The organism is Longimicrobium sp., assembly GCF_036388275.1.
Classification (GTDB): domain Bacteria; phylum Gemmatimonadota; class Gemmatimonadetes; order Longimicrobiales; family Longimicrobiaceae; genus Longimicrobium.
In genome coordinates, this window is record NZ_DASVSF010000065.1 from 15,312 (window position 1) to 27,541 (window position 12,230).

Annotated in this window: 9 protein-coding genes and 1 tRNA gene; 8 read left to right on the forward strand and 2 right to left on the reverse strand. The window is 69.2% G+C overall.

What is annotated here, in order from left to right:
- The first annotated feature begins 70 nt into the window (after window positions 1-70).
- The 5 genes from VF632_RS14300 (at window position 71) to VF632_RS14320 (ending at window position 6,408) form a co-directional block, all read left to right on the forward strand.
- Complete coding sequence (locus VF632_RS14300) at window positions 71-3,337, forward strand: serine/threonine-protein kinase (protein ID WP_331023587.1); 3,267 nt, start codon at window positions 71-73, stop codon at window positions 3,335-3,337.
- On the forward strand, window positions 3,330-4,940 hold the full coding sequence (locus VF632_RS14305; RefSeq protein ID WP_331023588.1) for a hypothetical protein: 1,611 nt from the start codon (window positions 3,330-3,332) through the stop codon (window positions 4,938-4,940). Before VF632_RS14300 ends, VF632_RS14305 begins: the two co-directional genes overlap by 8 nt.
- A 152-nt stretch (window positions 4,941-5,092) precedes the next feature.
- Window positions 5,093-5,665 carry a DUF4126 domain-containing protein gene (locus VF632_RS14310; RefSeq protein ID WP_331023589.1) on the forward strand — a complete coding sequence of 191 codons (573 nt, stop codon included), beginning with the start codon at window positions 5,093-5,095 and terminating at the stop codon, window positions 5,663-5,665.
- Between the two features lie 174 nt (window positions 5,666-5,839).
- Entirely contained in the window at window positions 5,840-6,289 is a 450-nt protein-coding gene (locus VF632_RS14315) for a nuclear transport factor 2 family protein (protein ID WP_331023590.1), read from the forward strand.
- A 46-nt stretch (window positions 6,290-6,335) separates the two neighbouring features.
- Window positions 6,336-6,408: transfer RNA gene (locus tag VF632_RS14320), tRNA-Lys, on the forward strand.
- Window positions 6,409-6,567: 159 nt separating this feature from the next.
- Here the strand turns inward: VF632_RS14320 and VF632_RS14325 are convergent.
- Both VF632_RS14325 and VF632_RS14330 read right to left on the reverse strand, forming a co-directional pair.
- Complete coding sequence (locus VF632_RS14325) at window positions 6,568-7,065, reverse strand: nuclear transport factor 2 family protein (RefSeq protein WP_331023591.1); 498 nt, start codon at window positions 7,063-7,065, stop codon at window positions 6,568-6,570.
- Between the two features lie 848 nt (window positions 7,066-7,913).
- A complete protein-coding gene (locus VF632_RS14330; protein WP_331023592.1) occupies window positions 7,914-9,080 on the reverse strand; it encodes a cystathionine gamma-synthase in 1,167 nt (388 codons plus the stop codon).
- A 196-nt stretch (window positions 9,081-9,276) separates the two neighbouring features.
- Between VF632_RS14330 and VF632_RS14335 the strand changes: the two genes are divergently transcribed.
- The 3 genes from VF632_RS14335 to glmM all read left to right on the forward strand — a co-directional run bounded on the left by VF632_RS14335 (window position 9,277) and on the right by glmM (window position 12,178).
- Window positions 9,277-9,747: an Lrp/AsnC family transcriptional regulator gene (locus VF632_RS14335; protein WP_331023593.1), complete on the forward strand. Its 471-nt coding sequence runs from the start codon at window positions 9,277-9,279 to the stop codon at window positions 9,745-9,747.
- Window positions 9,744-10,730, forward strand: a complete 987-nt coding sequence (gene yedA / locus VF632_RS14340; RefSeq protein WP_331023594.1) for a drug/metabolite exporter YedA — start codon at window positions 9,744-9,746, stop codon at window positions 10,728-10,730. Before VF632_RS14335 ends, yedA begins: the two co-directional genes overlap by 4 nt.
- 80 nt (window positions 10,731-10,810) lie before the next feature.
- Complete coding sequence (gene glmM, locus VF632_RS14345; protein ID WP_331023595.1) at window positions 10,811-12,178, forward strand: phosphoglucosamine mutase; 1,368 nt, start codon at window positions 10,811-10,813, stop codon at window positions 12,176-12,178.
- The last annotated feature ends 52 nt before the right edge of the window (window positions 12,179-12,230 follow it).

Below are 12,230 nucleotides of genomic sequence, written 5' to 3' on the forward strand. Positions count from 1 at the left end.
GCACCCCAAACGACCAGCCCGCACTGTCGATTGATCGATCGACGCCTTTGCCTGACCTGCTATGACGGAAATGAAGCCGGGATTTCGTCTGCGTGATCGCTACATGCTCGTCCGCAAGGTCGGCGCGGGGCTCGCCGAGGTGTGGCAGGCGGTCGATCTGGACGATGACAGCCGCCCGGTGGCGGTGAAGGTGGCCGGTACCCGCGAGTTGAGCGAGGTGCTTCGCGAGGCGTTCACGCGCGAAACGGCAAGCCTGCAGCGGCTGCGGCATGAGCATGTGATCGAGCTCCGCGACTCCGGTGCCGACCCGGACGCGGGTCCGTGGCTGGTGCTGGAATGGGCGGACGGGGGCTCGCTGGCCGACCCGGCCGTCCGGGCGCGCTACCGCGACGAGTTGGCCCTTGTCGAGCTGCTCCTGCAGTGCACCTCCGCCGTGCTTCACGCGCACCGCGAGAACATCCTGCATCGCGATCTCAAGCCGGCGAACATCCTTTTTGATGGGGCGGCTCGGCCGCTCGTCGCCGACTTCAACGTAGCCAAGCTGCTGGGGCGGGCGTTTTCACTCTCCACGGTCCGGCAGCACTTCACCTGGGAATATGCCGCTCCCGAACAGCGTGCCGGCAAAGGCGCCACGGAGCGGAGCGACGTCTATGCCCTGGGGCTGATCGCCGCGGAACTGATGCTCGGCGAACTCACGGAGGATCACGAAGAGGTTCGCCGAAGGGTGCGCGCCTCCGCCTTCGGCGGCGACCTGCGCGGGATCGTCGACAAGATGCTGCTCCCGGCGGAGCCGAAGCGTCCGACCGCCGCGGAAGTGGTCGGAGAGCTTCGTGCGCTCGTGGAGCTGTCGCAGCACACGGAAACCGTGTACCTCCAGCCAGTTCCGCGCGCCCTCGACCAGTTTATCCGCGAGGCGCTGCCAGGAATGCCCATCGCTGAGGCACTGCATGCCCTCGGTGCCGACCTGGACGGCCTGCTCCACGTCGAGCCCGAGATGCGGCCGGATAAGCGGGGACGCCAGCAGTACGTGCTGATCGGCAGGCGATTCCGCTACTTCGCCGTGCCGGGAGACGACGCGTCGGAAACCCAGGCGTTGACGGTTACCGGACTGGTTCTCATCCCTCCGGAGCGGCGGGACGTCGCGCGGGCCGGGGCGGTGCCGATCACCGCGCGAGCGGTGGTGGTCGCGCCCACCGACCGGCCGCCACGCAACCGCTGCGTGGCACTCTTGGCCGACCTGCACGCGCAGGCGGTCCAGGAGCACGGCGCGGGTGAAGATGCGTCGCGCACCCGGCGGGCACACCTGGCGCGCTGGGAGGCCTACCTGGAGATCGCCCGTGAGCAGCAAACCCGTGCCGAGCTCCTGGGCGAGGTGGCCGAAAGCGAGTACCGGGCCGGAAGCGACCGCTTCCGATTCCGGCTTCGGCAGCTGCCCGCCGCGGCGCTGCTGGAAGAGCGGGAGCCGGCAGTCTGCTACGTAGCCGCCGGCGGCAAGAGCGTGAAGGTGGGCGTGGTGGTGGACGTGCGGGGCCGCGACCTGCAGGTAAGGCCCCACGACAACGTGGCCAAACAGCGCGACTTCCCCGCGGGCGGGCGGCTCCTGCTGGATCTTTCCGGCGAGCAGTGGACGCTTCGCCGACAGGAGGACGCGTTGCGCACGCTGCGCATAGACAACGCACGGCGCCGCGGCCTGGCCGACCTGCTCGCCGACCCCGGCCGGGTGATTCCGCCCCGGCGCCGCTCCATCGACCCGCTCCGGCCCGGCCTGGACGAGAGCAACCGCCGGGCGGTGGAGGTGGCACTCGGGACCGACAGCCTTTGCCTGATCCAGGGGCCGCCCGGCACTGGAAAGACCACGGTGATCTCGGAACTGATCGGCCAAATCTGCAAGGCGAGCCCCGGCGCGCAGATCCTGCTGGTGTCGCAGTCCAACGTCGCCGTAGACAACGTGCTCGAACGGCTGCAGGACCTGCTGCCCGACGTCAGCATGGTGCGGCTGGGACGAACCGGCGCCATCGCGAGCACGTCTCGTCCGCTGGAGTTGCAGGTCCGGCTGGACGCACTCTCCGCCGACGTGTTCTCCTGTGCCGAGCGGGCGCACGAACGGCTCGGTCGGCTGCGCGAACTGGGGACAGCCGGGCTGGAGGTGCTCGTCGGAGAGTTGGAGCAACCCGACGGAAATCGTGACGCAGTCCTCGACGCCGAGCGCCGGGCCACGGCCCTGGTCGGCGCTGGAGGTGCGTCACGGCGCGAACTGGTGGCGCGGCTTCGAACCGCGCAACGGCTCCTGGCTTCCGGGCCGGCCCACCTGGATGCCTGCGCAACGCTGCAGTTGACGTGGATGGACCGTGCTCGCGGCGCGCTGGATTTGGAGCGCCACCTGTTGCGCCGCGCCCAAGTCGTCGCGGGCACCTGCGTCGGGTTCATGCGGAACCACACGGCCGCCGACCTCCCGTACGACTGGGTCATCGTGGACGAGGCGGGGCGAGCGAGCGCTCCCGAACTCCTGGTTCCCCTGGTCCGCGGACAACGCTTCGTCCTGGTGGGGGACCACCGGCAGCTTCCCCCGGTGCTGGACGACGAGGTCGCGGCGCTGGTCGCCGAGCGTGTCGGCGGGGGAGACGACCTGCTGAGGACGAGCCTGTTCCAGGAGCTGTTCGAAGCTGTGCACCCCGAGGCGAGCGTGCGCCTGGTGCGCCAGTACAGGATGCATCCCGAGATCGGCGAGCTCATCTCCTCGAGCTTCTATCCCGACGGGCTCCAGCACGGCGTCTCCGAGGCGGATCGTGCGCGAGGCGCCGCCCTCCTCGGCAGTGCGGTTCGCTGGCTCGACACCTCGCAGGCGCGCGACAACGCCGAACGGCAGGCGAGCCCGTCCCGGATGAACCCCCTTGAAGTACGTGTCATTGTGCGCGAACTCAAGGCGCTGGACGACAAGACGCGTGGCTGTGATTCCCGGCTCACAGTCGGGATCCTGACCGCGTACGCCGCCCAGGCGGAACGTCTGCGCAGCGCCATTGCCGCGGAGGGAGGCGATAGCTGGACGGGAATGGACGTTCAGGTGATGACGGTCGACTCGTCGCAAGGCAAGGAGTTCGACGTGGTGTTCTACTCCGCGGTTCGCTCCAATCCCGGGCGCGAGCTGGGGTTCCTGGCGGACGAGCGCCGCCTGAATGTGGCGCTTTCCCGCGCGCGGGAGGCGCTGACCATCGTCGGAAACAACGAATCCCTTCGCGAAGCCCACCACCGCTTCGGCTACAACCCGTTCCGCTCCGTGACCGAATTTTTTCGCAAGGACCCCGTTCGCCGTCCGATGGTGCAGGTGGACGATGCTTGATCCGCAGCAGGTCCGGGCGTTAGCCGAAGGGCTGAGCGGCTACGGGGCACTTCCCCCCTATGAGGCAGCGCTCCCGTTCTACGAGTGTATCTTGGAAGTACGGATGATGGTGCGCCACCCGCTCACGCCCCTGGAAATGGTGGTGCTTTCGGCGGTTGCTACCGGAGTGGACGAAGTAGACTTGATGGTGCTCGTGCTGGGCCTGGAGCACGGCATGGTCACCGACACCCTCGCCGATCTCCACAATGGCGAGTTCATCCAGCCGCGCTCGGCAGGAGAATCGCACCGGTTCTCCCTGACTGAAAAGGGACGAGAAGGGCATGACCGCGCGAGCGTGCTGCGACCGGAGTCGCTGCGGGTTCGCGCACTGTACGACGCGCTCACCGGGGACTGGGTGCCGCCCAGCCGCCTGGACTATTTGAATCCTGGCGACGCGGCCGGTCGGGGGCTGCACGTCGTTCCGGCGAAGCTTTCCTCGCCCGGGGTGGCGGACATCGACCGCGGCGCCCTGGGCGAGGCACTCAAGGAGTCGCGGAAGCACAACGCCAAGGCCGTTCCCGACGCGGACCTCCACGATGTCGTCGAGGTGCTTCAGGCGTTCCGGGCGTACCTGCCGTGTGACGTAGCTGCCTTCGATTCGAACGACGCATCGCATGTGATCTTCCGCGTGCTGCAGGGCGGCAGGCGGATGACGGAGCACGAAGCCGTCCTGAACGCGCTGTTCCCCCGCATGCCGGAGATCCTTCCGTTTACGGAGGCTCCCGCGCCGGCCCCTCTCGAAGCCGAACCCAGTCGTGCGTTCGCGGAAGCGATCCTGACGGAGGTGGATGGGCTCCACGACTCCGCGGCGGAAATCCAGAACCGTATCGCCGAAACCGCCGTGATCATTGCCGAAGCGGGCGCTGATCGGGCCGAAATCCAGCCCGCAACCACGCGCATGCAGCTGGAGGCGGTGCGTGCCGAACTCTCCGAACTCAGGCGGCAGTACGAGGAAGTTTCCGCCAGGCTTGCCTCCGTTCGCCGCATCGAGGTGCACGAGCACCGGCCGTTGCTCGTGAAGGCGATCGAGGAATCCCGAAGTCGGGTGATCGTAATCGCCCCATGGCTGCGGGACTTGGCTATGTCGGACCTGCTGAAGCCGATCCGCAAGGCGCTTGAACGGCCGGTTCACATCTACATCGGCTGGGGGTACCCGGACGATGCGAAAAACCCGGTAAAGGCAGAGCTGAACGAGTCAATGCGTCGCGAGCTGGAGCGGATGGCAAAGGAGCGCCATCCGGGGAAGCTTCATGTGACCAGGCTTGGCGACACCCACGAAAAGGTGCTGCTCTCCGATCGAAAGTTCATGGTGATCACCAGCTTCAACTGGCTCTCGTTCCGGGGGGATCCGAAGCGGCCCCTGCGCCAGGAAACGGGGCTGTACCTGGAAATTCCGGAGAAAATAGACGAGGCGGCTTCCGTATTCCTGCAGCGGCTGGGCGTACCTCCCGAGAACCAGCCGTACGTTGCTGAAACTTCCTCCCTGGCACCGCCAGAACGTGAGGACAATGCCACCCGCCTCGCGCGGGCAGGGTACTCGATCAAGACGCCACGTCGACCATGAGCTTGTCCGGCGCGCCGGCGGGGCCCTCCGAGTTGCTCCTTGTACAAGGCCCAGGTCCGCTCCTCCGCCGTGCTCGCCATTGTGCTTCGGTGCTGCGCGCGTGAGAATCAGGAAGCCGCCCGCCGCGCCCGAACCCCTGCCGTCGATCTTACATGGAAGCACTTTCCGCCGCCGCACTGGGCCTGGTGCTGGCCGCCTGCGCCGGGCTGCGCGCCTTTCTTCCCATCTTCAGCGCCAGCGTGGCGGCCTGGATGTCGGAGATGCCGCTGCCGCCCGCGATGGAGTGGCTGGACCAGCCGCAGACGATGGTGATCTTCGGCGTGGCGACGCTGCTGGAGATTCTGGGCGACAAGGTGCCGCTGGTGGACCACGTGCTGGACTCGGTGCAGGTGGTGAGCAAGCCCGTGCTGGCCGCGCTCGCCGCGACGCCGTTCCTGTACCAGGTGTCGCCGGAGTTCGCGGTGGGCATCGGCATCGTGCTGGGCGCGCCCCTCGCGCTGGGGGTGCACGGCGCCAAGGCCACGGCGCGCGTGGGAAGCACCGCGACCACGGGCGGGCTGGGGAACCCCGTGCTGAGCATGCTGGAGGACGTCGCGGCGGTGGGTGCCATCGTGCTCGCGTTCCTGGCGCCGCTGCTTGCGCTGTTGCTGGTGGCGGTGCTGCTGTTCGCGCTCTTCCGCTTCGCGCGCCGCATCCGCCGGTTGGCGCGACGCCAGCCGGGCTGAATCGCCTCGGTTCCGGATCGACAGAAATCGCGGGCGCTCGGGATCGGCCCTTCCCCGGGCAGACCTCTTTATGCCTCCTGGTGCGTTCTACCCATGCCGGACAGGATGTCGGAGAGCAGATTCACCACACGCTCACACGACATCCGACAGAACCCGTACAGGAGATCGCCGGCCATGGTTGCGACGGACGTGCTGCCCCCCACCATCGCGGCCACGCCGCGGCCGCTCCCCGCCGCGTGCGACTCCTGCGCGGACGCCGCCATGATCCGCGCGATGTACGACGCCTACGCGCGCCGCGACCTGCTGGACGTGTTCTCGTGCTTTTCGCCGGATGTCGTCATCCGCCAGAGCACGCACCTTCCCTGGGGCGGAACGTTTCGCGGGGTGGACGAGGCGCGCGGGTTCTTCGACACGCTCATGGAACACGTGGATTCGCGGTTCGAGGTGCAGGAGGTGCTGCCCGCGGGGGAACGGGTGATCGTCAGCGGGCGCACGCGGGGGATCGCCCGGCGCACCGGCACGGCGTTCGACCTGGGCGCCACGCACGTGTACGAGTTTCGCCGCGGCAAGGTGATCCGCATGGAGTCGTACGTCGACACGCCGGGGATGATCGCGGTGTTGTGACCCCGTGGGTTGAGCGCGCGGCCCGAGTGCCCTATCTTTGGGGCGCGGGTCGGTAGCTCAGTTGGTAGAGCACTCGGCTTTTAACCGATTGGTCCTGGGTTCGAGTCCCAGCCGACCCATGTCGTTTCACAACGCCGGCTACGGCAGAAGGGCACCTCTTGCGGGGTGCCCTTTTCCGTGCTCCCTGTCCATCACCGAATCGAAAATTCGATGCTTCGCACCGTGCCGCTGTCGTGACCGCTGGCCGCTTGGTTCGCCACGCCCGGCCCTGAAGCGCGCTAGTTCCCCGTCTTCGGCTCGGCGTGGAAGATCTTGTTCATGATCTTCCACTCGCCGTCGATCTTCAGCAGGGTGAAGTAGTCCGTCAGGCGCGTCGTGGGATAGTCCAGGACGATCTTGGCGACTGCGGCGTTCCCCGTAACGTCCACGCTTTCGATCCACCGGCGGCGCTGCGACTCGTCCGCCGCGGGACGGCCGCTGGTGCCCGCGATGTACTCGGCGCTCGTGCGCTGGGTCAGCTGTCCGTCGCGGATGAACATCATCTTCATCTCGGGGTGCATCACCGCCGCGAACTCCGAGCCCAGCCCCGTCGCGTGGCCATTCAGGTAGTGCTGCAGCGCGGCGCGGACCTCCGCCTCCTCGGCCGACACGGCGCGCTCGGGAGCGGGATGGGCACTGTGCGCCGCGTGCCCCGCGTGCGCGTGGGCGGGGGCCTGCGCGGCGGCGGGTGTGGCGATCACCGCCGCGGCAAGGGCAAGCATCAGCACGTTCTTCATTGATCTCTCCTGTGGATTCACGCTCGGAAATGCGGCCGCACCGCTAGGCGCCAAGCCGTGCTGGAGACGATACAATCCAGGCGTCTTGTCCGACAATGTGCAGGCCTGGCTGTGGCGATTAAGGTCCGGTTAGCGCTGACGAGATGAGCCGGCGCATGCCTCGGCCGCCCCCCATCCCCAGCCCTTCCCCCGCAAACCCCGCAGGGGAAGGGAGTCAGTATGGTGCACCACCCCGCCTCGGGTGCACCCAACAGCCTGTCATGAGGCCCAGGCGCGCTGAACCGGCCCGCACACGCCTCTGTGCGGGCCGAAGGATCCGGCTGCGGATACGTACAAGCCCGGGCGCGGCAGCGGTTACCGAAGCCGAGACCTCGGTTGCCGTGGGGCCCTCACCCGTCCTCGCTTATGCTCGTCCACCCTCTCCCACAAACAGCGTGGGAGAGGGGGTACACTTCAGTTGTGGTGGCGTTTCGACGTGGGCCGGCGCATGCCTCGGCCGCCCCCCATCCCCAACCCTTCCCCCGCAAACTGCGCGGGGGAAAGGAGCCAGTATGGTGCACCACCCCGACTGGGTGCACCCCACAGCCTGTCATCCAGAGGCCCAGGCGCGCCAGGGTCCTCAAGATCCCTCGGTCGTCGCGGTCTGCGGTGTCAGGTAGGGCTCACCGTGGCCGCTCCGTCGGGATGACACCCATGCGGGGGCGCGCCACCCATGCGCAGAGTGCATCCGCAACAGGGTAGTCCGCGAAGGCGGACTTCGTGTGGTTGTTGCAGCGAATTCATTCGCCCGTGCAGGCCTGGGCTATCCCCCAGCCGGGGCACTTCCACGAAGTGGCCGCAGCCCTCCCTCACACCGCGGCGAGCGCCTGCTCCAGGTCGGCGATCAGGTCCTGCACGTCTTCCACGCCGCAGGAAAGCCGCACCAGGCCGTCGGTGAGGCCCATGGCGTAGCGGCGCTCGCGGGGGATGGAGGCGTGCGTCATCATCGCCGGATGGCCGATCAGGCTTTCCACCCCGCCCAGCGACTCGGCCAGCGCAAAGATGCGCACGCGGTTCACGAACGCGGCCGCGCGCTCCAGCGAGCCCATCTCGATGCTGATCATTCCCGTGAACCCGCGCATCTGCCGGCGGGCGAGCTCATACTGCGGGTGCGCGGGAAGGCCGGGGTAGTACACCTGCTCCACCTTGGCATGCGCATCCAGCCACTCCGCGACCTGCTGCCCGTTCGCGTTGTGCGCGGCCATGCGCAGGTGAAGCGTCTTGGTGCCGCGCAGCGCCAGCCAGCAGTCCCACGGCCCGGGCACCGCGCCCGCCGCGTTCTGCAGGAAGCGCAGGCGCTCGTGCAGCTCGTCGCCGCGCACCACGATGATGCCGCCCACCATGTCGCTGTGCCCGTTGACGTACTTGGTCACCGAGTGCAGCACGATGTCGGCCCCCAGCTCCAGCGGGCGCTGGTTGTACGGCGACGCAAAGGTGTTGTCGACGCTCAGCAGCGCCCCCGCCGCCTTCGCGATCTCCGCCGCCTCGGCGATGTCGCTCAGCCGCATCATGGGGTTGGTGGGCGTTTCCAGGTGGATCAGCCGCGTGTTGGGCTTCACCGCCGCGCGCACCGCCGCCGGGTCGCTGCTGTCGACGAAGCTGAACTCGATGCCCAGCCGCGAGATCACCTGGTTGAACAGCCGATAGGTGCCGCCGTACACCCCCTCGCCGCAGATCACGTGGTCGCCCGCGCTCAGCAGCTTCACCATCGTGTCGGTGGCGGCCAGGCCGGACGAAAAGGCGATGCCGTGCGTTCCGCTTTCCAGCGCGGCCACGTTGCGCTCGTACGCCTCGCGCGTGGGGTTGTGGGTGCGCGCGTACTCGTAGCCCAGGTGGCGCCCCAGCTCGGGCTGCACGTACGTGGACGTCTGGTACACCGGCATCATGATGGCGCCGGTGGTGGGGTCGGGCCGCTGGCCGGCGTGGATGGCGATGGTGCCCAGCCCCAGCCCCGCCATGTTCATCTCGTCTTTCATCGGTCTCGTGATTTCATGTTTTTCAGACGCCCCGGCGGCGCCAACATAGCCCGCGCCCGAAGCCGGCGGCAACCGCCCGTCACCTCTCCGCGGCCACGGAGCTGATCGTTCGGCGCGGCACGCACTCTGCTGAACGACCGGCCGTTGACGGAGCATTCTGGCGGAAGTATCGTCAGTGCAGAAGGAGAACGCAAGAATGATAGACGACATCGACCGGCAGATCCTGGCCATTCTCCAGGACAACGCCCGCATCTCCAACGCCGAGATCGCGCGGCAGGTGGGGATGGCGCCTTCGGCCATCCTGGAGCGCATCCGCAAGCTGGAGGAGCGCGGGGTGATCGAGGGCTACACGGCCCGCATCAACCCCGAGGCCCTGGGGCTGAAGCTGACGGCGTACGTGTTCGTGCGGGCCGACGAACGCGCCGGCGCCATCACCACCGCCGAGCGGCTGGCGCAGATCCCCGAGGTGCTGGAGGTGCACCACGTGGCGGGCGAGGACTGCTTTCTCACCAAGCTTCGCGTGGCGGGAACGCGCGAGCTGGGCGAGCTGCTGCGCGAGCGGTTCGGCGCCATCGACACCATCCGCTCCACCCGCTCCACCATCGTGATGGACACGGTGAAGGAGACCACGGCCATCCATCCGCCTCGCGCGGGAGGGTCCGCATGAGCGAGTCCCGGGCTCCCGCGATGGGGCGGGTGATCGCGGCGTTCGCCGCCGTGTACCTGCTGTGGGGCAGCACCTACCTGGCCATCCGCTTCGCCATCGAGACGCTTCCCCCGCTCCTGATGGCGGGGGTCCGATTCCTGCTTGCGGGCGCGGTGCTGTACGCGTTCATGCGTTTGCGCGGGGAGCCCGCGCCCACGCGGCGGCACTGGAAGAGCGCCGCCCTGATCGGTGCCCTGCTGCTGGTGGGCGGCAACGGCGGGGTGACGCTGGCGGAGCGCACGGTGCCCTCAGGGGTGGCGGCGCTGCTGGTGGCGATGGTGCCGCTGTGGATGGTGCTGCTGGAGTGGCTTCGCCCCGGCGGCACGCGGCCCACGGGGCGGGTGGCGGTGGGGCTGGCCGTGGGCTTCGCGGGGATGGTGATCCTGGTGGGCCCGTCGCAGCTGGCCGGCGCCGGCGCCGTGGATTTCGGCGGGGCGGCGCTGGTGCTGTGCGGCTCGCTGGCCTGGTCCATCGGCTCCATCTACGCCCGCCGGGCGACGCTCCCGGCCAACGCGTTCGTCGCGACGGGGATGGAAATGCTGTGCGGGGGCGTGCTGCTGCTGGTGGCGGGCGCCGCGCGGGGCGAGCTGGCGGGGCTGGATCCCGCGGCGTTCACCGGACGGTCGCTGGCGGCCCTCGCCTACCTGGTGGTGTTCGGCTCGCTGGTGGGCTTCACCGCGTACATCTGGCTGCTGGGCGTCAGCACGCCGGCGCGCGTGTCGACCTACGCCTACGTGAACCCGGTGGTGGCCGTGTTCCTGGGATGGGCGATGGCGGGCGAGGCGGTGACGGCGCGGGTGCTGATCGCCGCGGCGGTGATCGTGGCGGCGGTGGCGGTGATCACCACCGGCCCTCGGCCGCGGGCCGAGCCGGGAGCGCTGGCCGGGGCGGCGGGCCCGCCGGGCTCGAAGGCCCGTTCCAGGCGCCGCCGCCAGGCTGCTTGACGGCTTGTTTCGCGGGCGTGACATTGGCGCCCCCGCCGGGGTCCCCCGGCGATCCGACGTACCGCAAACCCGGGCTGCCCGTGATCGATACCTCCAACCTGATGGTGAGCGTCTCCGGCGTGCGGGGGCGCGTGGCCGAGGGATTGACGCCCGAAGTGATCGCCCGCTTCGCGGCGGCGTTCGGCGCCTACGCCATCAAGCGCGGCCCCGGCAAGACGGTGGTGCTGGGCCGCGACTCGCGCGTGTCGGGCCCCATGTTCGCGCGGGCGGCCACGGCGGGGCTGCAGTCCGTGGGGTGCGACGTGGTGGACGTGGGCATCGCGCCCACCCCCACGGTGCAGCTGGCGGTGGAGGACCTGAAGGCGGCCGGCGGGCTGGCGGTGACGGCCAGCCACAACCCCATCGAGTGGAACGCGCTGAAGTTCATCGGCCCCTCGGGGATGTTCCTGGACGCCGACGAGGGCGCCGAGATGCGCGCCTTCCTGGAGGGCGACATCCCCCGGGCCATCTGGAGCGACCTGGGCGGCTTCAGCCAGGACGAGGGCGCCGTAGAGCGCCACCTGCAGCGCATCCTGGCCATCCCGTTCGTGGACGTGGACCTCATCCGGGCGAAGAAGTTCCACGTGGCGCTGGACTGCGTGCGCGGCGCGGGCGGCCGGATCTTTCCGCAGCTGCTGGAGGCGCTGGGGTGCCGGGTGAGCGCCATCCACATGGAAACGGACGGCCTCTTTCCGCGCGAGCCGGAGCCCGTGGCCGAGAACCTGGGCGAGCTGGAGGCGCTGGTACGGTCCAGCGGCGCCGACCTGGGGCTGGCGACGGACCCCGACGTCGACCGGCTGTCGCTGGTGTCGGGGGAGGGAAGGGCCATCGGCGAGGACTACACGCTGGCGCTGGCCTCCATGCTGGTGCTGCGCCATCGCCCGGGACCGCTGGTGACCAACCTGTCCACCAGCCGGGTGATGGACGACGTGGCCGAGCGCGCGGGGGTGCCTCTCGTCCGCGCGGCGGTGGGCGAGATCAACGTGGCGCGGCGGATGCAAGCGGAGAACGCCACCATCGGCGGCGAGGGCAACGGCGGGGTGATCCTTCCCGACGTGCACCTGACGCGCGACGCGCCCGTGGCCGCTGCGCTGGTGCTTCAGCTGCTGGCCGAAACGGGCAAGCCCCTTCACGAGCTGGCGGCGGAGATCGGGCGGTACGAGATCGTCAAGGAAAAGGTGCCGCGCCCCTCGCAGCCTCTGGACGCCGTCTACGACGCGCTGGCGGCCCGCTTTCCCGAGGCGCACGCCGACCGGCAGGACGGGCTGCGGCTTTCGTGGGCGGCGGAAAAGCGCTGGGCCCACCTGCGCCCCTCGGGGACGGAGCCCATCGTGCGCATCATCTGCGAGGCGCCCACGCGGGCAGATGCCTCGGCGCTGGTGGAAACGCTGCGGGCGGCGCTTCCCTGAACGGCGGGTCACGACGGTAACAACGGTAACGAAGGCCGGGGCGGTAGCGTCG

Bases quoted from the DNA above. Each gene is read 5' to 3' on its own strand.
- VF632_RS14300 (WP_331023587.1), top strand. From the start codon at position 71: ATGAAGCCGGGATTTCGTCTGCGTGATCGCTACATGCTCGTCCGCAAG.
- VF632_RS14335 (WP_331023593.1), top strand. From the start codon at position 9,277: ATGATAGACGACATCGACCGGCAGATCCTGGCCATTCTCCAGGACAAC.
- VF632_RS14315 (WP_331023590.1), top strand. From the start codon at position 5,840: ATGGTTGCGACGGACGTGCTGCCCCCCACCATCGCGGCCACGCCGCGG.
- VF632_RS14305 (WP_331023588.1), top strand. From the start codon at position 3,330: ATGCTTGATCCGCAGCAGGTCCGGGCGTTAGCCGAAGGGCTGAGCGGC.
- VF632_RS14325 (WP_331023591.1), bottom strand. From the start codon at position 7,065: ATGAAGAACGTGCTGATGCTTGCCCTTGCCGCGGCGGTGATCGCCACA.
- VF632_RS14330 (WP_331023592.1), bottom strand. From the start codon at position 9,080: ATGAAAGACGAGATGAACATGGCGGGGCTGGGGCTGGGCACCATCGCC.
- VF632_RS14310 (WP_331023589.1), top strand. From the start codon at position 5,093: ATGGAAGCACTTTCCGCCGCCGCACTGGGCCTGGTGCTGGCCGCCTGC.
- yedA (WP_331023594.1), top strand. From the start codon at position 9,744: ATGAGCGAGTCCCGGGCTCCCGCGATGGGGCGGGTGATCGCGGCGTTC.